16 protein-coding genes are annotated in these 23,760 nt (G+C 63.0%); 11 read left to right on the top strand and 5 right to left on the bottom strand.

Annotated elements, in window-relative coordinates; translation table 11 throughout:
* Nucleotides 1-537: 537 nt before the first annotated feature.
* From L2Y97_RS13325 to L2Y97_RS13305, 5 genes are all read left to right on the top strand, one after another.
* Nucleotides 538-2,073 carry a recombinase family protein gene (locus tag L2Y97_RS13325; RefSeq protein ID WP_247427296.1) on the top strand — a complete coding sequence of 512 codons (1,536 nt, stop codon included), beginning with the start codon at nucleotides 538-540 and terminating at the stop codon, nucleotides 2,071-2,073.
* The gene (locus L2Y97_RS13320; RefSeq protein WP_247427293.1) at nucleotides 2,064-2,498 is read left to right on the top strand and encodes a hypothetical protein; all 435 of its coding nucleotides are present in this window, start codon (nucleotides 2,064-2,066) and stop codon (nucleotides 2,496-2,498) included. The genes L2Y97_RS13325 and L2Y97_RS13320 overlap by 10 nt, the downstream gene beginning before the upstream one ends.
* Before the next feature lie 547 nt (nucleotides 2,499-3,045).
* On the top strand, nucleotides 3,046-5,229 hold the full coding sequence (locus L2Y97_RS13315) for a tetratricopeptide repeat protein (protein ID WP_247427292.1): 2,184 nt from the start codon (nucleotides 3,046-3,048) through the stop codon (nucleotides 5,227-5,229).
* A 415-nt stretch (nucleotides 5,230-5,644) separates the two neighbouring features.
* Nucleotides 5,645-7,294 (top strand): MobA/MobL family protein, encoded by a 1,650-nt coding sequence (locus tag L2Y97_RS13310; protein ID WP_247427290.1) that lies wholly within the window; start codon nucleotides 5,645-5,647, stop codon nucleotides 7,292-7,294.
* A 23-nt stretch (nucleotides 7,295-7,317) separates the two neighbouring features.
* A complete protein-coding gene (locus tag L2Y97_RS13305; protein ID WP_247427288.1) occupies nucleotides 7,318-8,724 on the top strand; it encodes a MobA/MobL family protein in 1,407 nt (468 codons plus the stop codon).
* Nucleotides 8,725-8,921: 197 nt separating this feature from the next.
* On the opposite strand, the gene L2Y97_RS13300 is transcribed toward L2Y97_RS13305, so the two are convergent.
* Both L2Y97_RS13300 and L2Y97_RS13295 read right to left on the bottom strand, forming a co-directional pair.
* On the bottom strand, nucleotides 8,922-9,743 hold the full coding sequence (locus tag L2Y97_RS13300; RefSeq protein ID WP_247427287.1) for a hypothetical protein: 822 nt from the start codon (nucleotides 9,741-9,743) through the stop codon (nucleotides 8,922-8,924).
* A 44-nt stretch (nucleotides 9,744-9,787) separates the two neighbouring features.
* Nucleotides 9,788-10,483, bottom strand: a complete 696-nt coding sequence (locus tag L2Y97_RS13295; protein WP_247427285.1) for a hypothetical protein — start codon at nucleotides 10,481-10,483, stop codon at nucleotides 9,788-9,790.
* Between the two features lie 119 nt (nucleotides 10,484-10,602).
* On the opposite strand from L2Y97_RS13295, the gene L2Y97_RS13290 reads away from it, so the two are divergent.
* From L2Y97_RS13290 to L2Y97_RS13275, 4 genes are all read left to right on the top strand, one after another.
* The gene (locus L2Y97_RS13290) at nucleotides 10,603-10,866 is read left to right on the top strand and encodes a helix-turn-helix domain-containing protein (protein WP_247427283.1); all 264 of its coding nucleotides are present in this window, start codon (nucleotides 10,603-10,605) and stop codon (nucleotides 10,864-10,866) included.
* A gap of 151 nt (nucleotides 10,867-11,017) precedes the next feature.
* Nucleotides 11,018-11,272, top strand: a complete 255-nt coding sequence (locus L2Y97_RS13285) for a helix-turn-helix domain-containing protein (RefSeq protein ID WP_247427281.1) — start codon at nucleotides 11,018-11,020, stop codon at nucleotides 11,270-11,272.
* 311 nt (nucleotides 11,273-11,583) lie between these two features.
* A complete protein-coding gene (locus L2Y97_RS13280; protein ID WP_247427279.1) occupies nucleotides 11,584-12,648 on the top strand; it encodes an RHS repeat-associated core domain-containing protein in 1,065 nt (354 codons plus the stop codon).
* Nucleotides 12,649-13,375: 727 nt separating this feature from the next.
* Complete coding sequence (locus tag L2Y97_RS13275) at nucleotides 13,376-18,721, top strand: hypothetical protein (protein WP_247436797.1); 5,346 nt, start codon at nucleotides 13,376-13,378, stop codon at nucleotides 18,719-18,721.
* A gap of 123 nt (nucleotides 18,722-18,844) precedes the next feature.
* On the opposite strand, the gene L2Y97_RS13270 is transcribed toward L2Y97_RS13275, so the two are convergent.
* Nucleotides 18,845-20,479 (bottom strand): site-specific integrase, encoded by a 1,635-nt coding sequence (locus tag L2Y97_RS13270; protein ID WP_247427277.1) that lies wholly within the window; start codon nucleotides 20,477-20,479, stop codon nucleotides 18,845-18,847.
* A 258-nt stretch (nucleotides 20,480-20,737) separates the two neighbouring features.
* Nucleotides 20,738-21,340, bottom strand: a complete 603-nt coding sequence (locus tag L2Y97_RS13265) for a hypothetical protein (protein WP_247427275.1) — start codon at nucleotides 21,338-21,340, stop codon at nucleotides 20,738-20,740.
* A 167-nt stretch (nucleotides 21,341-21,507) separates the two neighbouring features.
* On the opposite strand from L2Y97_RS13265, the gene L2Y97_RS13260 reads away from it, so the two are divergent.
* Nucleotides 21,508-21,813, top strand: a complete 306-nt coding sequence (locus tag L2Y97_RS13260) for a type II toxin-antitoxin system HigB family toxin (RefSeq protein ID WP_247427272.1) — start codon at nucleotides 21,508-21,510, stop codon at nucleotides 21,811-21,813.
* A gap of 4 nt (nucleotides 21,814-21,817) precedes the next feature.
* Entirely contained in the window at nucleotides 21,818-22,234 is a 417-nt protein-coding gene (locus tag L2Y97_RS13255; RefSeq protein WP_247427270.1) for a helix-turn-helix domain-containing protein, read from the top strand.
* Nucleotides 22,235-22,517: 283 nt separating this feature from the next.
* On the opposite strand, the gene L2Y97_RS13250 is transcribed toward L2Y97_RS13255, so the two are convergent.
* Entirely contained in the window at nucleotides 22,518-23,753 is a 1,236-nt protein-coding gene (locus tag L2Y97_RS13250; protein ID WP_247427267.1) for a DUF4238 domain-containing protein, read from the bottom strand.
* Between the last annotated feature and the right edge of the window lie 7 nt (nucleotides 23,754-23,760).

Below are 23,760 nucleotides of genomic sequence, written 5' to 3'. Positions count from 1 at the left end.
TACATGGGCGATGCCGATATGCATTCCACATGGGGCGTCAGCGACCATCGCCACACCATGCGGACGATGCCTGTACCAGCAAGCCTGGTCAGGCGGGACGACGCAAAACCTTGGCATGAATTGAAGGCAAAAGCCTGCGGCCCGCTCGTGTTGGTGTTCGGTCCATTGCGGCTCGCCGACCCGTCCGGCGACGCTCGTCCAGCTCTGGTTCCGGTTGAATGCGACAAGGGACGTAGCGCCCTGGCTTGCGAGGTGCAGGATGGCAAGGTCGATACGCCCGAGCATCGAGCCACCTGTCCCGGCGGAATGGATGTATCGGGTGGCGTCACTCGCGGAGGGTGGAGGATGGTAGTCGATGCGCACTGGATGTCCTGTACCGGGGAATCCTTTACGTGTAGCCCGGGCACAGAATTGGTCAAGGGGGCATTGTGCCGCATCAGGGCAGGTCTTCCTGCTGGCAAAACTACTTAGGGCAAACGGCCGATGGTGGCCGGTTGGGCGTGCGCCTAACCTTGGCGGACAGGGGAGGGAGGAGCGATGTCCGGAGCCACCACGCCCGAATCTCCAATCCTGGCTGCGGCGTACATGCGCATGTCAACCGACATGCAGCAATACTCCATCCTCAACCAGACCCTTGCCATCTCTGCCTATGCCGACAGCCACCAGATGCGTGTGGTGCGCACGTACCGCGACGAGGGAAAGAGTGGGCTTACCATTGAAAACCGCCCGGGTCTGCTTTCTTTGATGAAAGACATCACGCGCGGAAGGCTTGAGTACAGCACGGTCCTCGTCCTCGATGTCTCCAGGTGGGGCCGGTTCCAGAATGTGGACGAATCGGCGTACTACGAATTTCTCTGCTGGAAGGCGGGCATCACCGTTCGCTACGTCGCGGAACTCTTTGAAAACGACGGCTCGCCCTTTGCGATGATTGTAAAGGGGCTCAAGAGGGCGATGGCCGCTGAATACAGCCGCGAGCTCTCCGGCAAGACCGTGGCGGCGCATCGCCAGCTTGCCTCCCGGGGTTACCACCAGGGCGCAAGCCCCGGTTACGGGCTGCGCCGCATGCTCATTGACCAGTCCGGCAAAAGGCGCCAGATACTCACACGCGGGGAGCGGAAAGGGACGCAAACCGACCGCGTCGTTCTGGTCCCCGGACCGGTGAGGGAGCAACGCACCATCCGCTGGATGTTCCAGCAGGTGGTTGCAGGAAAGACGTTTACCGCCATCGCCCGCGACCTCAACGACAAGGGGACCACCACCACCTTCGGCAAACCCTGGACCTATGGTCGTGTCCATGAGGTCATCACCTCCGAGCGCTACACGGGCACCCTGGTCTACGGCCGCGAGGCCAAGCGGCTCGGTGGCCCGCTCGAGCATCGGCCTGAAGCGTCCTGGATACGCGCCGAAGGCGCCATCCGGCCCATTGTCAGCCGCGAGCTGTTCGATGCGGCACAAGCGGCGCACCGGCGGCAAAACGAGCACATGTCAAACGACGACATCGTCGTCAATGCGCGCCGTCTCCTCGAACGGGAAGGGCGTCTGTCAGTCGAGCTCATCCGTGCCGACCCGACACTGCCGGACAGTCACTCCGTGGCACGACGTTTCGGCGGACTGACCCCGCTCTACCGCCTGCTTGGCTACACCCAGCCGCGCAATTCCGATGTGGCTGCGGCCCGTGCGCTGATTACAAGGTGGCGGCAATCGGTCACCGGCTTTGTCGCCGAATGGCTGGGTGAATCGGGCTCAAAGGTCGAGCGCTGTGGCTGGGTGCTTTGCATCGACGGGGCGTGGACGGTGTCGTTTTCGGTCCTTCGTGCGGTGGGGCGTGGGCGTATGCAGTACTTCAACCACCGGGCTGTTGAAGACACCGACATCGTGGTCTTTGTCCGCACCGGGTTTGACGAGCCGGCACCTCGCGATTACCTGGTCTTGCCCCGTGTGTTGTTTCCCGTCTGGCCACGGACCTTCTGTGCGAGGAACGGTCCGCTCATCGACGGATGCACATATCCCTCGCTTGCCATCCTCGGCGACCTCGCACGCCTCTCGAGGCGGGACGCGATGCGATGTGGGTAAACAAGGCCGAACGCCTCTGGCGCCGCCGGGAAGAGGCGGTCGTCCTCAAAGCCGTTGCCGGCGATGCAGAGGCGCACTTTGCTGCCTTCGCTGGCGCCATCGCCTTGCTCCTCCAGGACACGGAGGGTGTCCGGCACCTCGCCCGCCATGGCATCAACCAGGCGTGGTGCGCGCGCTCGCCCCGCACCGGCAAGACCGGGGCGGAGGGGCTCTCCGTCCTCGAAGGCGTCGTCCTTGCCGGCACATGCAGCCGGCTACTCGACGACCCGGCCTTCATCCGCTGGATGTCGAAGGCGCACCCCGATGCATTGCAGGCCCTGCACAGGGTGGCCGGTCCGCTCGGCTGTGCGCGCGAGGCCACAGGTGGCCCGACGCCTCTCTCCACACCATCGGATGGCCACGTGCATTGTTTTGCGCGGTCCTGAAGGCCTGACTGGTTAGCGAGGTACTAAACGCGGGTGGGGGGCGGGCGTATGCTTTCGGTGTTCTGCCGGCGGGCGGGTGCTCGACCGGCAGCCGGGGTCTCTCTTGCGAAGGTGGCTGCATGGCTGGGTACTACACGGCGTTTCTTGGACTGGCGGAAACGGCGCGCACGGAGTGCGAGCTCGCTGCCGACGACCTGATGGACGGGGGGCGAAGAACTCGGGAAAGCGGCAGCCGCCTACAGCGAGCTCGAAGAGAGAAATGCGGAGACCATCGTCCGCCACGCGGCCTGCCTTGCCTGGGGCGGCAACCCGGGTGCGGCGGTCGGGATGCTCGAGGCGTCTGGTTTGCGTACGCCAGCTGCAGAGGCGGTCCTCGCCGAGGCGTATTTCGTCTGGTCGGGCGGGTGGAATAATCCGGACCGCGATGCGCGGACCGCGCGGGGCTGGGCACTGCTCCTGCCGCTTCTCGACACCGACAGGCCACCCTGGCTTGCCTTGGCCACCTTCGAGGGACGCCGGGAGGCGCCGGACCCTCGACCCGGATGCGGTGGCCGCATGGCTCGCCAAGGCGCTTGACCTCTACCCGGCCGACGAGCGCTTCCACCTTGCCGTAGAAAGCCTCCTTTCCCCTGGAGTCACCGCAGAGCGCCTCGCTGTACTCACCCGGGCGTTCGCCGAGGTGCCCTCCGCCCGCGTCGCCTGCCGGCTTGCCATGGCCCACAGTGACGCGGGTGACCACGCCAGTGCCGCCGCCTTCTTTGCCACCGCCGAAGAATGGGAATGCAACGACTCGGGTGAGGAGACGGTCATTGCGACCATCCGCACCCTCCGGGTCGGGCAGCTCATCCGGGCTGGGGATGGTCAGGGGGCACTTGCCTTGGCGAAGGCGATTGACGCCGTCGGCCACGACACCCTCGCCGGGCCGCGTGCGAGGCTCGCGGCCGCCTGCGCGACGGGCGACGCAGCCCTGGTCTCGACCCATGGCAAGGTGTTCATCGCGGTCCTGGAAGACAATCCCGGGATTCCGGAAGACGAGATGTTGTGGAACGAAGTGACCTTCCTCAATGGTCCACACTGGACGAGCGGGGAATACAGCCTCGACGCGCCGGACCTCCTTGCCCATCGCAACGTCCTGCTCCACGCAGACGACAACACGGTCCGGGCATTGATGCAGTATCTCTTCGCCGAGCGCGATTCGCGTGTAGCAGACCCGGACGAGGAGGGCTCGACCGACTGGCCGGCCGTCGCTGCCGTCCTCGGTGACGCCGCAACACGGGTCAGTGTTCCCCGCATCAGGCTGTTTGACGCGTCCGTCCGTCTGCGCCTCAAGGGAGCGAAGTGGCGCGTGGTGGGCCGCCAGTGGATGGAAGCGAAAATCGCCGTTGCCGAGACGGAGTCATCCGACGCCGCCCCCGGCATTGATGGCTATCTCGTCGCCAACATCCGCCGTGCGTCGACGTTCCTCAAGGGCGTGGTCGACGGACTCCGGGCTGCAGCGCCCGCGCCCCATGCTTTCGATGCACTGTCCGAAGGGCTCGACGAGCTGCGCATGCATGCCTGGGTGGCAACCGAGATGGCCGACATCATGGCACTCGTAGGGACAACGGACTTGCGGCCCCGTGCCCAGTTTGCCCTGGGCTATGCTCTGGCCGCGCGGCGCGAGGCCGCAGGAGCGCTCACTGCCTATCTTCGCGTCCTCGACACCGAGCCCGACCACGTCACCGCCATCTTCAACCCCTTGCTCCTGTGTCGCTCACCGGCGGAGGCTGACGCGTTGCGACGGCTTTGCGGGTTTGTCGATGGGCTCGGTGCCGACAGCGTCACGGACGAGTGGCGCGGCAAGGTGTCTTCCGCACTCGAGCGTGCCCTGAAGGCCTGCGTGCCGGCCGAGGTGCCGGGGTCACCGATGGCCTTGATGCTCGCCGACTTCCCCAGGCTGCGAAGCGATGTGCCCACGCCCGAGGCTGTCCCGCTCCGGGGTGTCATCGCCCTCATCGCGCTCGTCCGGAGCGCACCACCCGATGTTGACCTGCTCCTGCTGAGGCCGTTTCCGATGGGCACGACCGTGTTTTCCCCGACAAGGGCCTCGCGGCACCTGTCGTTTGATGCGATGCGCACGGGGCTCGTCACGGTCGGTGAACCGACGCCTGCCGAAGCGGTGAGTGCAACGGGTGAGCAATGGAGCATCACGCCCGACAGCATGTGGTGGCGCCTGTCGCCGGCCGCCTTCGCCTTCATCGAGGAGGCGCGAAGCCTTGGGTCGGTCGGCGCGTGGCCGGACGCTTGGCAACGGGTCGCCCCTGGCCTTGCACGCATGATTGCCGCCGACGAATGCATGCAGTACGTCGAGTACCTCTGTGAGGAGCGCCGCTGGCCGTTGCCCTCCGGCAAGGAAAAGCTCCAGACGCTGCTCAATGACATCATTGCCCGGTACTCGGTCGCCCAGGCCTACTATCTCTTTTACATTGCCGTGATGGCCGCCAGCGACCGCAAGGAAACCCAGGGGCTCACCGGTCAGCATGCAAGCAACCTCTTGGTCTACATCGCAGCCGACCGGTTCGAGCGGGCAAAGACCGGGAAGTACGGTGAGGTTCCGCCCGGGTCATGGCGAAAGCACACCTATCCCCGTTCCGCGCTCAGCCTCGCACTGTGGTCCGACCTGCTCGACGCGGGGGATGCGGGCTTCGAGCAACAGGTCGACGATGCACTGGGTTTGACCGAGCCGGGCTGAGGGAAGCATCTCGTCGGGAGGGGGCCGGGCGTACCCCTGCAAAAAACCGGAGAGCACGTCTTAGCATGCTGCGCATGCAAGCGCCGGGCTGCGCCCGGCGAGTCGGTGCATGAGGTCCAGTGCAGAGATACAAATACCCCGATGTACAGTTGTCAATCTGGAAAAGCCGGATAAATATGGCGAAAAAAGCCGTGTTGAGGCGTGTTTTTTCCGCTCCGACGAACAGCCGCCATTCGTTTCGACACCATCCGCGACTGGTCGCGTTACACCCTGGGTATCGCGAAAAACAATTTTGCGGGACCCCCTTGACGGCACTGATATTCGAAGTATGCATATAGGAGATGCGGGCGGGTGTGTGTTGCAACCCAACTGCCAATGGCCAGGAAGGCCCCCAACAACGACAAGGAAGTTTTCAATGGCAGAGCACGCCCGCCCGCATCTCCATACCCATAACCGTGACCGCAAGCATTCTGCTGTCGCTGCTGCCGCGTACCGGCTCGGCATCAAGTTGTTCGACGAGCAAACCAAAACCTGGCATGACTATTCGAAGCGTGCCGGAAAGGCCGTGGTCTTCGGGGAGACAATCGGGCCGCACGGCGCACCCGGATGGCTCCTGGATCCAGCGACGCTCTGGAACGAAGTCGAGAAGGCGGAAAAGCGTGTCGATGCGCAAATCTGCCGTGACTACCGTATTCCCATTCCCCTCGGCCTCGGTCAGGACGCCGCCATTGCCATGAGCCGCGCAATGGCCGGCTACATTCTCGCCCGCTTCAACACCCCCGTCTGCATCGCTGTCCATCACGACAACGCAGTCGATCTCGATGGCAACGCCAAGCCACCCGGGTCCATTGGCTTTCACGCCCACCTGCTTTTCCCCACCCGTGAACTCGTACGCGATGGTGACGGCGGAGGGGAAGGGTGGCGTTTGACCCGCAAGCTCGACGAGCTCGGCAATCGTCGCATGTCGGCGCCGATTGTCGACGCGATGAACGAGAAGTGGGCCCGCCTTGCAAACAGATTCCTCGCCGAAGCAGGCTTGCCAGCGACCTATGAGTACAAGAGCTATAAGCGGCTCGGAATCGACAGGAAGCCAGGGCCCGTCCGGGCACGCAAATACGGTGATCAGGCGAAGTGGTACAAGAACGCGGTACGCCCGAACCCGGAGGCCATCGTCCTCACGCACGGATTGCGACGTCTCAAAAAACAAGTTACCCACGCTGCAGGGCCGGAAGGCGCGGCACCGCCGATTGACCTCAAGGCAGCCTCTGTTGTCGGGCGGCTCAACGCACGGCGGGCTGCGCGCGGTGTAAGGGACGCAACGGTAAAGGTCCGGCGTCTTGAGCGCCGTGCCCGGGCCGGGCAGCATGGCAAGGCACCCTTGGCCAACCGCGTGAACTTTGTCGCTGGGCGGACGCTCCGCATTGACCATCACCTGCGCCTTGCCGAAGCGATGCGCCGTGCCGGTGCGCCACCGAAGACCGATGCCGAGCACGCTGCGCTTGAACGGTCCATGTTCCTCGCGGATCTGCTCGAATCCGTCCTCTTTGCCATGGAACGTGCAAGACAGGAGAGGGCTGATTTCCACATGCGGATGATGCGCGAGAAAATGGCACTCGATGACGCCCGTGCCCGCCAGGATGTCGTCGACGGCGAGCTCCGGAAGGCCGAGGCAGCATTGCAGCGCTGGCTCATCAGTCACCCGCTCCGCGCACGCTACCACCCCGTATCCGGCGAGCATCGCACCCTCTCCGGGGCACGCGATCGGGCATTGGCGCATGTCCAGCGCGTCCAGGCGTCGAAGACAACGTTGCGCCAGAACGTGTCCGACCTGCAAAAGGAGATCGAGGCAAGGGCCCGCCGGGAAGAGGCGTCACTTGCCCGCATGGTCGCGTTGATGGCGGGCTACAAGCCGGAATTCCGCACAGTAACCGACGCCCTCCGGAATCTCCTCGGCGATCAGCAGAACCAGGACGTCGAACAACTGGCTGCCCGGCTGGACGTCGACATGCCCGACATGATGCCGCTCTCACGGGCCGAGTCGGCGTTCAAGGGAAAGCACCCCTGACGAATGGCCATGGAGGGCCATGCATGACACATGATATTGAACTTGACCTGCTGAGCCGGCCGGGCGGGGGAACCGCGGTCTCCCTGGTGGCCAGCCGCCTTCGTCTCGGGATGATGGACGTCCGAAACGGTCTGATGCACGACCACGCCGTTCGCGGACAGGTCGACGCATCGATGACGGTGGCGCCCGCGGGCTCTGGCGAGTGGTGCTACAACGCCGAGCTTCTCTGGAACCGTGTCGAGTGGTGTGAGCGGTACGGAAACGCGCCCATCGCGTTCGAGGTCAGGGCCCGCCTTCCGGGCGCGCTGACGGGCAGTGCTGTCCATCGTTTTGCCCGCGAGCTGGCCGGTTACGTTGCCCGGGACCTCAATGTCCCTGTGACATTCACCGCTTTGCAAGGGAGCGCACCGTGGTCCGTTCGTGAGGCCGGTGACACGTCCATTCAAATGTGTTTTCCGACCCGCATCCTCGCGCTCAACGATGGGTCAAACGCCGTGGGGGACCGGTCGGGTGCCCCCTCCGGCTTTGCCGGTCGACTTGCCATGGTGAGCAACCCGCACCTTGTTACCCAGTTCACCCGTCGCGTGGCCCTTGAAATGGCACGACTTGAAAAGGCCTCCGCAGGCTGGGAGCGGGCGTCGTCGCCCACGGTCGTCGCCCGGCGCGCAAGAAGCGCGTTCCCCTTCGACGACCTCGATCTGTGGGCGGATATCCCGCCGGCGCCTGCGCCGGCTCCCTCTGAAAACCCGGCAACGCACCCGTTGCTTGCCCGGCTGCGAAGGGAAGCTCCGCGCAGCATGACGGTGCCCGACCTGCGGGATTTCGAGATTGCCATGGGGTTTGCCCGCACCGTCGAAGAGACACTGGCAGAGGTGGTCGCCCACAGCACGGCCTGCGACCACCTCCACGGAAAACGCACACAGTTGCAAACGGCCATCCTCGACCATCTCCATCTCCTCGACATCGCACGGCGGACCCGTGCGGCACGCGTGACTGAATTGGAGGAACTTCAAAAGCGGAAGGACAGCTTCATGGTGTTCCTTCGCGGCCGGATTGAACTCGCATCGCTTGCCCGGGAAAGGAAGGCCGTCGAGCTTCGTCGCGCGCGCGGCCACGTCGAGGAACTCAAGGGGGCCATCAGTCGCCTTCGCCACCAGGAGCGCCGGTTGGCGTCCGACACCGAGGCGACCGCGTTGGTGCTGTCGACGGCCTGTCGTGAGCTTCGTGACGCGGTCAAGACCCTCCACGGGGCCGACCCCCGCCTGCTCCAGCATCTGTTGACGATCCTCGGTGACGACCAGCGCAGGCATGTGAAGAAAGCCATGTCTGACGCGGTTCCCGAAAAGCCGACACGGGAGTCTCCGGCGAGCGACGAGGATGGCCGGGCCGGGCCGCCCGCAAAGCCAACGCGAGGAAGCCGGTTGGGATAGCAGCAGAGTATCCCGGCTTCAGTTGTTTCTTCGATCCATTGCCACGGCGGTTTCGACTTTGCGTGAAGGGGCGGTTTTGGCCGGTTGTCCACGGTAGCCGTGTCCGCGTGATCGTCGGGAAATCGAGAGCCGCCGCGACATCTGGCCATCCGGCAACGAGGTCGAGGGCCCGGCTGGCATGCCGTCATCTGGGCGGGTCAGTACGGATTCGGTCGCGGTGGCTCTAGCCGCAGCACGCCCTTTTCCTGCAGTCCCTGGATGAGGCGCATCTCCTGTTCGGTCAGCTCGAACGTTGCTGGGGAACTGTGGAGGAATTCGACTTCAACGGTCCGCCCCTTACCCCGGTGAACGTCACCGCCCCGCACGCAAAGGACAGGCTGGGGGAGCGAATCTGCCCCGCGCATGCCGTAGACGAACCCGGACGGCAGGAATGCCACGTAGGCGTAGTGGTCGATGAGGCGCCCGACATCGCATTCGACCACCGGGGTCTCCGGCAGGTGCCGGCGCACGGCAGCCGCAATCTGGCGCTTTTGCGCATCGAGCTTGCGATAATGTCCTTCGACATCCGGGGCAAGGCGCTTCGCACGATGGGCGAGCCAGCGCATGAGTGGCCCGGCATTGCCCTGACCCACCCATACATCAATGCTGTCTTGCACTGCGTGCGGGTTGTAGTCATTGAACTGTCCGAACGCGTAGGCGTCGGGCAGCTTGAACGATGCGATGCGGACACTGGTCCCGATATCGCGCCACGTCACGGTGCCCAGGGGAAAGCGCTGGACGCCCGTGCGATCGGTCTGGGAAATGATGAGGACATTGGCATGTTCATCGATGACAAGCGACGCCCCACGGTGGCAAAAGCGCGACCGGCGGGGGGCGAGAAACTGTTGGGCAAGGAAAGCAAGAAACAGGACAAGGATGAAACCGGCAAGGAGAAGGGCGCCGGTGGAAAAGCTCAAGCTCGACGACATTGTGGGCTCCACATCAGGGACATATTCGCCCCTGCCGCGCACGGCGCGCATGGAGGGCAGCGGGCCGCACGGGGCAGGGGCTCAAGGGCATCGGCTCAGCCCCTGTTTCCATCCGGGTTGTAGCCGGCAATCCACAGGCGGTAATCGAAGCCGCCTCCGGAGATGCCGTTGCCAAAGCCCGTCACGCGCAGCAGGCGGGTAATGACCGGCCACTGGGCCCACACAAGGGGCTCCGGGATGGAGCGGATAAACAGCGACCTGGGCGGGTTGGGGCCCTCAGTCGCCACCGTGCCTGTCGACATCACCGGCGGGTGCGTCTCGGCCGCCTCGGCCAGCCGTGCCTCCATGTCGTTGGGCATCGCGTATCCGGATTGGCCAAGGTCATTCGTCACCTTGACCGGAGAGCTTCGGCAGATCTGGAAGCGCTCATCGTGATGGCTGCCTGCGTCCGGCCAGATTCGCGCGCGGATGGTCCAGCAGTCGAGATGCTCGCCGTATTCTTCCATCGTCAGGGCCACGCGCGGCCACGCGAGATGCCCGAGCTGCGCCTCTCCTGACTGTGCCGCCGGAAAGATGCCCACGAGCTCACCGGCACCCGGCGTCAGCGGCCGGAACGCGTCGCCCTTGGTCGACCCGGGATTGCTGATTTCCTGCGTGATGCGATGGCCGGCGTCCCGTGCGGTGTTGCCGACACGCTGCCAGAACGAGGGTTTGGCCGTGGTGCTGGCCGGGGCCGGCGCATCCTGGGCGGCCAGCGGCATGGCCGTGAGGAGGGCGAGAAGTGCAGTCAACGTTTTCAATCCGGTTCCCCTGTGTCCTTGGTGGGAGAATGTTAGATCGAAAAATACATCAACATGGAGTATTTCATTCTGTTGTTTAGCGTCGCTTCACCAATCCGTGAAGCGAGCCGATGCCCAAGGGCAGCAAGTCCATCTACGCTGACGAGTACCCGTTCCTGCTGGAGCTCCTTGTCGAGACACGGAAGAAAGCCGGTCTGACGCAGGTGCAGCTTGCGGCAGCGGCTGGTATCTCACAGTCGTATGTCTCGGCCGTCGAGCGCGGTGTTCTGCGCCAGGACATGCTCCAGCTCCGCACGTGGCTGCATGCCTGCGGGACCAATCTTGGTCGCTTCGGTCGGGAGCTCGAGCGGCGGCTTGAGCGGTTTCCGCCCTGAGGGGGCGCTCCCCGGTTGCGTTGTGTCTCGAAGCGCTCTGCAAGGCCTTTTTCGGCGCCTTGCCGGATATGCATATCTGCGGCGGATTGCCGTGTTGACGCGGCCTGCGGGCCCGCCAGGATAGCCCTCCCGTCACCGAGAGTGTCTTCCCATGGCCAAGGGCCCGACCCTGACACAGCGCGCCCAGCGCAACGTGTATCTCGCCCTCCTGGTCGACACGCGCCTTAACGCGGGACTGACCCAGGACGCCCTGGCGGTGGCTGCAGGCGTCTCGCAGCCCGATGTCTCGCAGGTTGAAGCAGGAAAGGTACGCCGAGACGTTGTTCAGTTGCAGGACTGGCTGAGCGCACGTGGCTCGACGTTGGCCAGATTCAGCCGCGCGCTCGAGCGGGGGTTGGCAAAGTGACAGGGGCAGCAGCACGATGCGTCACCGGCGTGTCGTCCTTTACCGTCAGGACGTGTAGGGCATTTCCTACAAAACGACCCGCAAGGCGTCACGGTTGGGCGGCCGCTTGATGGCTGAGGCGGGGCTGGAGCGGGAAAGCGCACGATCTTTCCGCGGGTTTTGATCTGCAACGGCGGTGTCTGGCCACAAGGCGCCGCCTGTGCGCGCCGCCACCCCAATGCCTGGGGTGCCCGGACCTCCCATTGACAGAGTTGTGAAGGGCGCGGAATCTTGCGGCATCCGGCGCAAGGCCGGTGACAGGGGAAAACGGAATGGCAGATGGTCCAGGAGTGGGCAGCGCCGAACGTACGCGGCGTCTACGTTGGCGGGATGTCGCAGCACGTTTGATGGTCTGGTTGGCCTTGACGGTCGCTGCAGTGTCTGCGCACGCCAGCAAGGAAGTGACGTACTACTACGCTGACCCAGCCGGAACCGTTCTGGCGACAACCGATGCGGCAGGAAACATCACCGGGTCGCAAGAGCACACGCCATACGGAACCATTCTCGGCGACATCGCAGTCGGAAACGTGCGTTATGCCGGGAGTGTTGTCGATGGCGAGCCGGGCTACGTGTACATGGCAGCCCGCTATTACGACCCGGAGGTCGGCCGCTTCATTAGCGCGGATCCCGTCCTTCCCGGCGTCGGTAATGTCTTCAACTTCAACCGGTTTGCCTACGCCAACAACAACCCCATCTCCAACATCGACCGGACGGGAGCGGCCTGCGGAGCGGTGGGCGAGGTCAGCCAGAAGGTTCAGCGACTTCGCGATGCCTCGGATGGCTGCAACAACCAGCCCGTCGGCAACGACGGCGGCATTTCCCTGCCGATCTCAGCTGCCGAGCGAGCGGCCGCTGCAGGAGGGAACAGGGCGCTGTTCTGGAGTCTTCGCTACCACCGTTCGCCGCGTGATCCATGGTCAGCTGATGGTATGGCGCTGTGGAATCCTGGCGGTCTCGACAACAGCTGGGCGTCCACTCAAATGAAGGCGCTGGCATGGGTAAACCTTCAGCGCCTCAATGACGCAATCGCGCTGCGCGACGGAACATGGTCGTTGTTCTCCAGCAACGTCAACCAGATCGAGTTAAGCAGCATAGGCAACGATGTGATGAATCTTTACGTCAAGCAAGTTGACCGGAACAACGGAACAATTCCGACGCTTACTCAATCGGCAGCTTTCCATTACGAGGTTTTTATGGCGCACCGGCTACCTGGCGGGACCTATGGCGGAACGCCATTTGGCTATGGACCGACGGGGGCATGGAAATCCTGGGGCGACTTTCAGGCGAAAGCCACAAATGCCATGTTCAGCTACTGCACGCCGGGGTGTCAGCCGTGACGTCCGAAGCAATCAATGCCCGTATCGCAATTTTGCTTTGCGGACTGCTCGTAGCAGGATGCGACTCGGCACCTCCGGGGGTTGTCGATGACCGAGCCACAACGTCGATGGTGCGCTTCACCGTCGATTCAAGCGAGATCCAGAGTCTGGCGCTCGTAACGTCGACTCCCACCGATCAGACCTACCGGAACTGGGCCCGTCTTCAGCCGTATCTGTCCAATTCCGCCAAGCGTCAGGCCGTCTACAGGGAGTTCGAGGTCATCAATGGTCCTGAGCATCTTGTCATCCTGGTCCCACCTCCTTCATGGCAGGCCAACGGATGGGTCATGGTGTGTGAGGAGACCACGTACAGGCAAAGCCACGGAGCCTGCGATACAGAAGGTATGGTGGGTGACGCGGTTGTGAGCGTGACTGGATGGAGCAGCGACATTGAGCGATTCAGAACCATTGTTGCGAGTGCTTCGCGTGCCGTGGCAGAGGAAGGGCTCGGAGTGCCTGTAAACAGCGCGGGAACGTCACCGTAGCATCCAGACAGTTTGCTTCGACGCGCACCTGACCAGGAAGGAACGTCGAGCTGATCGTAGAACAATCATGCTTTGCGACGAATTTGCGCGGTCTGCTCGCTGTCGATCGTCGGTTGTCTGTCGTGATTTCCAGTTGCGTAAGCCAGTTTTTGATACTTCCCCGGTCTTAACCGACACATTTGGCGGGATGCCCAGTGCCGACCATGAAAATGACACCAATTGCCTTAGTCCGTCGGCTTGCGTTCGGGCTACTCCTTCTGTCTGCGATCGGGGTCAGTCACGCCCAGACGACCAATCCGGAAGACGAGTACAAGAAGCTGGTCAGGGTCAACGACCAGCTCGCACCGCTTGGCGACACACCGTTCGGCGAGCAAATTGACCTCCACGACGGGTCGCTGACGTTCTCGGCGGTTGACATCAAGATTGCCGGCAACGGGCCGGTCATCCAGATCGGACGGACGTTCAAGGCCGACGGTGATGCGGATATCCGCAAGGACAACGCATCGTTCGGCGACTGGGACATCGAACTGCCCCGCCTCTCGACGGTCGTCTCCGACCAGCACACGCTGACCGACGGAGACTCCCACAAGGGATGGCTGGTCAACTCCATTGTGATGACGGACCGCTGCACGAATTTCCGGGAGCCGCCCTCCATGACACTGGGCCGCCCGGGCTCTGAACCGCTTGAGTCGGATCAGTGGTGGAACGAGGGGTATCTGCTCCGGATTCCCGGCGAGGAAAGCCAGGACATGCTCGCGCGCGCACCGAACGGGTTGCCGGCACCGTCGATGGCAAGGACGTTTGTCGGTGTCTCCAAGGGCAACTGGCAGCTCGCGTGCCTTCCTGGCACGTCCAATGGAATGCCCGGCGAGGCCTTTCTTGCCATCGGGCCGGATGGGACGCAGTACTCACTGGACTATCTTTACTACCGCCCCGCGCGCTACTTCATCATCGGCCGCCAGATAGGCTTCATGTTCGCCACCCGCGTTGTCGACCGTTTCGGCCGCGGGGTGACCTACAACTACGATGCCGGCCGGATCAGCAGCATCATTGGCGATGACCTGCGACGGGTCGATTTCCAATACACCGGCGACGGCAAGCAGATTGCCCAGATTGTCGTGTCTGCCGACGGCAAGACGCGCACGTGGTCGTACAGCTATCAGCCGAGCGCCACAGGCCAGACCCTGACCGGGGTCACCCTGCCGGATGGAACGACCTGGGGTTATTCGCTCGCTGACCTCACATTTGACGTCAAGAGCACGGCATCCATTGGCCACTGTCTGGACCCGTCTGCACCGGACGAGAACAACGCCAAGGTCGGAACGGTCACCACCCCATCCGGCCTTGTGGGAACGTTTACGGCACGCCCCACACGACACGCGCGGTCGGACGTCTTCGAGTACTGCGGTGCGAACGGACCCACCGCCAACGGGTATGAGAGTTCGCCGCGGTATTACAACAACCTTGCCTTGCGCAACAAGCACGTGACCGGTGCAGGGCTCGACCCACAAGACTGGTCCTACAGCTACCCTCTTGCACAGGCCAGTTGGAGGCAGCAGTGCCAGGCAGGCGGCTGCACGTTTACGTCGTATACGGACGTCGTCGACCCAGGCCAGAACCTGACGCGCTATTACTTCAGCAACCGCGCGAATGTGACGGAAGGCAAGGGCGTATCAACCGAGTACTACGCAGGCGGCGGTGGCAGCCCGGTGCGGGTTGAGACGATGGTCTATGCACTGTCGGGTCCATGGCCTGCCAAGTACGGTTACAACTTCAATATTTACGCCAATGTCGACCTTGCCACGAGTGAAGCGCCGATGTCGCGGCGGACCATCACCGAAGGGGCAGACGCCTGGACGTGGCAGGCGTTGTCCTTCGACACGTTTGCAAGGCCGGCCTCGACGCGTCGCTCGAGCACCATCTCCCTCAGCGTGGGTGGGGAGGCCATTCCCAACTCGGTTGACGAACAGTTCAGCTATCTCGACGATTTGCCGCACTGGGTCATCGGACTGCCCGCCAGCCGCGCAACACTGGTTCCCGCCGGTGAATCACCGACCGGACAGGCTTTCTGGGAGACCGTATCGCGGAACGTCTACAACCTCGCCGACGTCACGATGCAATCGCGCGAAGAGTATGGTCAGACCGTAATGAGCTACACGTTCGACCAAGGCCAGCTTGCGTCGTTTACCGATGCACGCCAGAAGACGACGTTGATTGGTGGCTATACCCGCGGCATTCCGACATCCATCCAGTTTCCGGATGGTGGCCGGCGGACGTTTGTCGTCGACGGCTTCGGGCAGGTGTCGAGCGAAACGGACCAGCTCGGCCAGACCACGTCGTATACCTATGACGCAGGCGGTCGCCTGGCATCGACCAGCTACTCGCCGGACACAGACGGGACAATCTGGTCGCCGAGTATTGAGAACTATGCCGTGGTTGACCAGGGCGAGCGGGGACTTTCCGGACGGCACTGGCGACACACGGTGACCGAGGGAAACCGCAGCCAAGTCACATACCTCGACGCGATGTTCCACCCGGTCCTCACCGAGTCGTACCGTACCTCCGATGGAGGGTTGTTCACGTCGACGGCGACGCGCTACGACTGGAAGGGGCGGACGACGTTCCGGGCCAATGCGCTCGACGGTGCACATGACGTGCCCAGCTTCACCGACGGCGTCTATACCGACTACGACGTCCTTGGGCGTGTGACCGCCACGCGGGAGCGGGCAAAGGACGCCGAGTTTCTGACGAGCCACGATTATCTCGGCGGCGGCCGCGTGCGGGTGACGGACCCCAACCGGGTCGCGACCACAACCGCGTACCAGTCCTTCGACGAGCCGACTTATGACAACGCGGTCGAAATCGATGCGCCGGAAGGCCTCACGCAGCTCGTCAAGCGCGACACCTACGGGCAGCCCCGGTGGCTGTCGCAGGGAGGCATCCGCAAGGACATCTACTACGACGCCAATCACCGCGTCTGCCGCACACAAGAGCCCGAGGTCGGTAGCAACGTCGTTGCCTATGATGCTGCGGGCAACGTTGACTGGAGCGCATCGGGCGTTGGCGTGACGGGCACCGGCTGTGGCCTGGACCAGGTGCCCACGACCGCACGGACCACGCACCAGTACGACGAACTCGGCCGGGTGACCACCAGTATCTATCCCGGGATCACGGATTCCAGCTCGTATGTCTACGACAAGCAGGGCAACGTGCAGTCACAGTCGACCTCGGGGCTTGTCGGCTGGTCGTTTGGCCGCAACCGCCACGGGCTGCTCACGACCGAGCAGCTCTCCATCGATGGCTGGGTCTGGACCATCCGCTACGCCTACGATGCCAGCGGCGCGCTGAGCAAGGTGATCTATCCCGACGGCGAAGAAGTGGCCTATGCCCCGGACGCCATGGGTCGGCCCACGGCGGCGGGGTCGTACGTCAACAACGTCCTGTACGCGGCAAACAGCGATGTCGCGTCCTTCGGTCTAGGCAGCGGGGCGAGCTACGTTGCCGCCCAGAACGATCGCAAGATGCTCGGCAATTTCACCTTTGGGCGCGCGGGTGTGCCCGCCGTTAGCGAGGACTACGGCTACGACGCCAACGGCAACATCACGGGGATGACCGACCAGTCCGGGTCGACCCGCCGGACCAAGGTGCTGACATACGACCAGCTCAACCGGCTGGCGACGGCCACGGCAAGCAACGCTTGGGGCTCGGAGAGCTACGAGTACGACGCCCTCAACAACATCCGATCCATTACGCGGGGCGCGGCGAAGAGCATCTACACGTATGACTCCGCCAATCGGCTGGCGACCATCACAGCCATCGATGGTTCGCGTCTGCATACCTTCGGGTATGACGCGCGTGGCAACACGACTGGCAAGGATTCAGCCATCCTGACTTTTGACGGTGCCGACCGGTTAACCGGCATAACCGGGCACGAGTCGTATGTCTATGACGCAGCCGGGCGCCGCGTCAAACGCTCGGTGACGGGCGGGGCAACAACGTATTATGCGTACAACGCCGCGGGCCAGCTGCTTTGGCAATACGACGCCGGCACCACGCAGGCCACCAACTACGTGTACCTGGGAACGCGTCTCGTGGCCAGTTCGCGTGGGGCGACGTCAACCGTCATCGGCTCGGTCGACGGGATCACCTCGGGGAGCAGTGCCGTGCTGGCTGGCTGGGCCTGCGGTACGGGACTCGCTGCAAGCATCGACATCCACGTCTACGCAGACGGCCCGGCGGGATCGGGCGCCTTCGTGGGCGCCTACCATGCCAACGTTGCCAATGACGAGCGTCAGGTTGAGCTCCAGACCCAGTGCCACGCCGTTGGCACCGCCTACCGGTATTCAGTCGCCTTCACCGAAGCGCAACGGGTCGCGCTTGGCGGAAAGGTGCTCTATGTCCACGGTATCTCTCCGGTGGGCGGCGACAACCTCCTTCTGAGTGGCTCGGGGTCGTACACGATGCCGCCATCCGTCTCGGCGCCTGCCTCCCCGGCCTCAGCGTCGCTCGCGGTGTCGGGTGACTTGTCGACCCTGACCGTGTCTTGGGCGGCGACGTCCAACACCACGTCGTACACGGTTGAGCGGTCATGGAACGGGGAGAACTGGCCTCAGGTCTATTCCGGTGCCGCAACGACGGTGTCTTTTGCGGTGGCCGTGGAGGGCGGCTATGTCTTCCGAGTCAAAGCCTGCAATCCCAATGGGTGCAGCGTGCCGACGCAGACCAATGCCGTTACGGTGCGGCACACACCGGCTGCCCCGGGGTCCATCACCGTGCAAAGCCCGAGTACCGGGTCCATTGCCATCGGCTGGCCGGCGGTAAGCTATGGCCAGACTTATGCGGTCGGCAGGAGCACGGATGGCGCCAATTACTCAGACGTGTTTTACGGGGCGGCAACATCCACGACGCAGTCGGTAAGTACAACGGGCACCTACTGGTTCAGGGTCAGGGCCTGCAACAGCACGGACGGGACCTACTGCGGACCCAGCAGTCCCGCCGCAGCATTGTCGGTCACCATGCCGCCGGCGCAGGCGCCCGGGATCTCCGTGCCAGGGTCGAGCAGCGACGGGTGCTATACGGTCAATTGGAGTGGGGTAGCGGGTGCGACGTCGTATGTGATGCAGGAACAGGTCAATGGCGGCGGCTTCGCGACGATTGGCAACAACGGCTCCGGTGCGCTCGGCATCTGCGGCAAGGGCAATGGCACGTACGGTTACCGCGTCCAAGGATGCAATGCAGGCGGGTGTGGGCCCTTCAGTGGCACCGCATCCGTTACCGTGACTCTCATCCCGGCGATCCCGGGCGGAATCCATATGGAGGAGACTATTGTCGGCAAGTCCCAACGCTATACGTTGTCCTGGTACGCCACGCCGAACGCCACGCGGTACGAGATCCTCAACATCCAGCTGAACAAAACGATATACAGCGGCGGGGATCTTTCGTATCGCGTCGAGGCGGGTGTCTTCCCCTACGACTTGCACAATACCTATCGACTGCGCGCCTGCAATGCCCAGGGCTGCTCAGCCTGGTCGGCAGAAATCACGGGGTGAAGACAATGCGTTCAGGCGTGTTCTTGGGCGCTTGCCGACGCGGCTCTCACCGCTCTGCCCGACGGGCAAAAAAGCCGCACCCATGATGGGTGCGGCTTGGACTGCACATCGCTGTGGCCTCCGTCACCGGGCACGTTTCCGCGGACTGTGGCCGAAGACCGCGTCGAGCCTCGTCTGCCGTGTCTGGTCAGCGTAGGCGATGCGGAAATAGCGCTCATACCTCGATGGGGCGTGCGGCGTCATTTTCACATCAGGGAACTGGATGCGGTGGAGCTGGTGGTGCTTTTCGCGAAGGTCGAGCTCCTGCGTGTAGGTGCGGCGCAGGATGCTTTTGCCCCAGTCATGCCCGAGGAGCTTCATGATGTGCTCATCGCGAATCTCCGACCGGTCCGCAAGCGTCGCAAATGTATGCCGCAGGCTGTGGAAGGTCTTGGCCTTTGACTCAATGCCACAGTGCTTGCGGATGAAAACCGAAAACCAGCAACTCATCTTCTTCGAACACGACTGCTTGCCCGGTTTGAGGTCGGGGAACAAACGCTGCACACCGGCCGCCCGCGCCTGGTTGACGTAGTCGAGAAATCCCGCATTGATAAGCCGGTCGTGGATGGGAATCTTGCGCCGGGACGCCTGGTTCTTCACCCGCTTGCCGGTGCTCTTGTCGGGCGAGATATCAATGCACCAGATGCCTTCGACGTTCTGGATGTCGTCAACCCGTAGCTGGGCGATTTCAAGCTGGCGCATGCCGGCAAACAGCGCAAGGCGAAGCCCCCAGGTTTGCCAGGGCACAAAGAAGGCCGCCTCTTTTTTAACGTCGAACATCAACCGGATTTCGGCCGGATCAAACCAGTCGCGCTGTCCGCCGAAATCCTTGCCCTGATGAAACAGACGCACGCCAAGGAGCAGGCCCGGCCGCACCTCACCCCGGGTCTCCAGCCAGATGAAAAACGTGCGGAGCACCGTGACGAGTCGTTGCTGGCTGTTGAGCATCCGGGGGCCGACGTTGAGCTGCCGGGCCTTCCATACGATCTGCGGAATGGAGAGATCCCGGAACTCCTCGACCTTGGAATAGTGCTTCGGAAGCCCCGCGATGGCGTCAAGGACCTCGTCCATGTCGGTAACCGACACTTCCCCGGTTGCCTTGTCACCGAGGACCTCGGTAAGGATGCGGAAGGCCGATTCGTGCTCCTTGACGTAGGCATAGGTCAGTTCCTTGCTGTGGATATGGCGCATGTAGCGCCCAATCCGGGTCGACAACAAGGCGTTCCCGTCCTGTGGCTCCCCCCAGTCGATCTCGGTGGCCAGTTTGAGGTGCTGGTTGGTGCGCCGGGCCGCTGGGTACCCGTGCAGGGCTTTCATGGGCTGCGGGGCGGTGATGGGCGACACGCGGGGCAGGGTGACGCCAAGGAGGGCGAGCTGGGCGGCGACCGCACGGCTGACGGCCGACTCGAACGGGTTCTCGCCTCGGTTTGCGTGACCAGGCGGGGTGTTGTCGTCGGTGTCGTCACCGGTGTCGTCCTTCGGAGCGAAATGCGCTTCGATCTCCGCATCGGTCTTCGTCGTCTGGAACGGGATCTTCACCCCCTCGTTGATGACGACCACGCGTCGGCGGGTCTTGGCTTTGGCGTTGGTGCTGGCAAGCAGGCTGTCTTCGACGGCCTGGGCGATGGGGTGGAGGGGGGCGTCGAGGGTGGTGCGGGAATCGGCGATGACATTGCGTCCACCTGGAACGCGGAGCGAGCCGCGGCGTTGCTGGGTCATGGTGGTTCTCCGGTTGATGCAAGGGACCTGCAGGGCAGGGTGTGGGGGACTGCGGTGTTGCGTCTTGCCCTTTCATCAAAGCGGGGTTTGAGGCGACGTCAAGAGGGGGATGGGCGACTGGTCGTTAAGACGCGGGAAGTAACGCGGGAGACATCACAGGGCAACGGGCAAACCACAAAAAATGATCCGTGGCCCGTCATCGACTTAGAACAGTTTTGCGGCACGGGCCAATCCGGGTTCAAACCTTTTTTGAATCCGTCACAGTCGGCGGCGTGTTTGGGAGGCCAGTGCGACGGGCATGTGCTCGGCAAGCCACAACGGCTCCCCGTGGTCGAGCAAGGCGCGCAGTGCATCGAGGTAGACGCGGGGGCGCGCCGGGTCGAACCGGGCAAACGACGCCTCGTCCACTGCCCACGCCGGCTGCGCCATTTGCGCGTCGTTTATTCCCGTCCAGGGCGGGCCGAAGGTGTTGAGATATCCCATCCCCTTTCTTCCCGGGTGCTGGTGGGCACTCGTCCAGGGAAACCCTGCCTTCGCCGGTTTGAGGGCAGGGAGCGCATCGGCCGCCAGCCATTCATCGATGGCGTTGCGCGCTGCCGCATCATCGAAATAGCACAGCATCAGCTGGTGGCAGCACGCCGCATGCAGCCGGAACGTGGGCAGGTGGCGGTCGAAGGCTGCCTCGAGTTCGGCGGCGGTGGAAAAGGATGTTCCGCCGGGCAAGGAGTAAGGATGTCCGTCAGACAGCAGCCGGTAGCGGGACACCACGCCGCTGGGCAAGTAAGCGAGGGTGCCTTCAAGGGTCAGCTCAAGCGCGGCAAAACGGGCGGCGGTGTTGGCCTCGGGAACGTTGAAATCCATGGGTGCATCCGGGACCTCCACCCTGGCAGAAATGGCCCAGTGGTCAAGACCGTGGCTGATGCGCGCGGATGTGGGCCGTAAGACGCCAGGGGACGTGAGGAGGCAGGGCGGTGAGGTTGACAAAAAGTAAACTTTCAACTATGTTGTGCGCATAACTGGATCAACCCATGCACGTCATCTCCAAGAGGCCTTTCACCGAAGCCGCCACGAACTACCCCAACGATGCCGATGCGCTGATGCGCACCTACCGTCTGCTTGACGCGGCAGAAGTCGCCTTGCCAACAGAGTTGAAGAAGATCTTTGGCTCTTTGGACAACTTCAAGTATGAGGATCGCTGGTGGGTCATCGACATCGGCGGGAACAACCTGAGGCTTATTGCCTTTATTGATTTCCGAACAGGATGGGTGCTCATCAAGCACATCGTGACGCACGCCGATTACGACCGCATCTGTAAAAAATACCGCGAGAGGTAACACCATGGCATTCGCCGCCATCATCGAAAAGGCGCATTCACTGCTCGATGAAGCGCCGTTTATCGGACATATTTCCAACCAGGCCGAGTACGAGCAGGCGTTGGCGTTGGTCGATGAGCTTTTCGCTGACATTGAGGCCAATGAGGTGCTTATCTCGGTCGTGGCAACTGCCATTCGTCGCTGGGAAGATGAGGCGGAGGAATTCTCTGCCTTCAATGCCGGTCTCGCGGCCCTTGACGACGTGGATGTGCTGCGCGTTCTGATGGAACAGCACAACCTGGGTGTGGCGGATCTGCCGGAAATCGGCGGAAAGTCCCTTGTGTCACGCATTCTCAATCGCCGCGAGCGGAACCTGACCAAGGACCACATCATTGCGTTGAGCCAGCGCTTTGACATCAGCCCGGCGCTGTTTTTCTCCTGACAGAGCCGACGGATCGGAGTTGCGATGCCGCAGGGTGACCAGGCGAGTTTTCCAACGAGATGTTCGGCTTGATTGGTGTTCCTTCGCGTTCGAACACGCGGTTCAGCACGTGTAGAACGCAGGCCAGCAGGGCCGTGCATGTCGTCTGGCGGCATTGCCTTTTGGCCATGGGCGCCTTGTGTCGACGACAAGTCATCGCTCCTTCGCCCCATCGTAGACCACCCCTTGGATGCACAAGAGGCGGCGCCCAGTTTCGGGCGCGACCCAGGGGCTCAAACGCTCGTTAGGCGTTGCGCCATGGCTTCCTGTCAACAAATGCGTTGAGGCTCGGCGGCGTATCGTCGCCGGTCCCAATCCAGTGCGCGGCCCGATAAGGCATCCGGCTCCCAGAGAAGTCACGAAGAGAGACGAACCCCAGGGTGGGATGGAAGGAAGGCTCGGGGTCGACAATCGCGTTGACATCCCGCAAGTAGCGCCCACCCGGCGTCAACTGCGGCAGACGTTCCACTGTTTTGCCCCTCTTCTCCCCGGGCGCAGCCGAGGCCCAGAGAGAGGCGACATAGGTTGCATTGGCGGCATCGTGGAAGTAGATGCTTTGATGCGCCTCATGGATCTGGAGCTTGTTGAGTTCGCTGACGTCGGTTTCATCCGTGAGCATCACGAGCAGACCATTGCCCTCGGTCTGGACATCGTACGTTTCCGGGTCATAGAGCATCACCGCCCATCGCGGGCTCAAAGGAAAAAAGACCTGCAGACCGAGGCTCGATTCATTGAGCAGTGACATCTCCCGGTCGCACAGTGCCGCGTTTGCGTAGACGACGGGTGCATCGCCGAAGATGAAGGGGCGCGGCGTGTCGTTCTCCAGAAACACCATGGTGAGATCCGCAAGCGCATTTGCGTCGTCCTGCGCGGCGGCGATTTTGGTCATTTGAAAGGGGCGGGGGTCGTCGAGCTTTTTTGTCATGATCGCAAACATGGTTCGAAGCGCCTCGGCCGCTTCGGGCGGGCATCCGGATTCGTCGATGCCCGGGGCCGTCAACTGTGGCGCAAGGGCGTCCCTGACGAAGGTATGCACACCGCGCTCGGCCTCCCGTTCTGCGAGCGTGCGCCGCCGTTGGAGCAGCATGTTCCGCAAAAGAACCAAACGGTGCTCAGCTGTAATGGCAGCCGGACGGCCGCCGTCCAGCGCCGATACAATGAACTGGTGGTTCTCCGAGTACGGACCATCGAACGCACTCATCGCATCCTCGGTCGCAGCGTCCCCGTAAAACCACCAATCGGACGACTGCTTGTCAATTGAGGCCGGTTTTGGAACGACCTTGCCTGTCTTTCGCAGCATCAGCTGGATGCTCTTTTCGTCGAGTGAGAAACAGCGAAAGTAATACTTGGGGACGTAATGCTGGTTTCTGTTGCGGTTGTCCAAGGCGATGCGTCCGTACACGGTGGTCGGGGTATGCGGGCTCACCCGGAACAACCCCTGTTCATGAGCCGGGCGAGTGGGAACGGGGAAGGTAATCATACGACGG

It is taken from the genome of Luteibacter aegosomatissinici, from assembly GCF_023078495.1.
GTDB lineage: Bacteria > Pseudomonadota > Gammaproteobacteria > Xanthomonadales > Rhodanobacteraceae > Luteibacter > Luteibacter aegosomatissinici.
The sequence above is the reverse complement of the archived record's forward strand: the minus strand, read 5'-3'. Positions and strand labels throughout refer to the sequence as shown.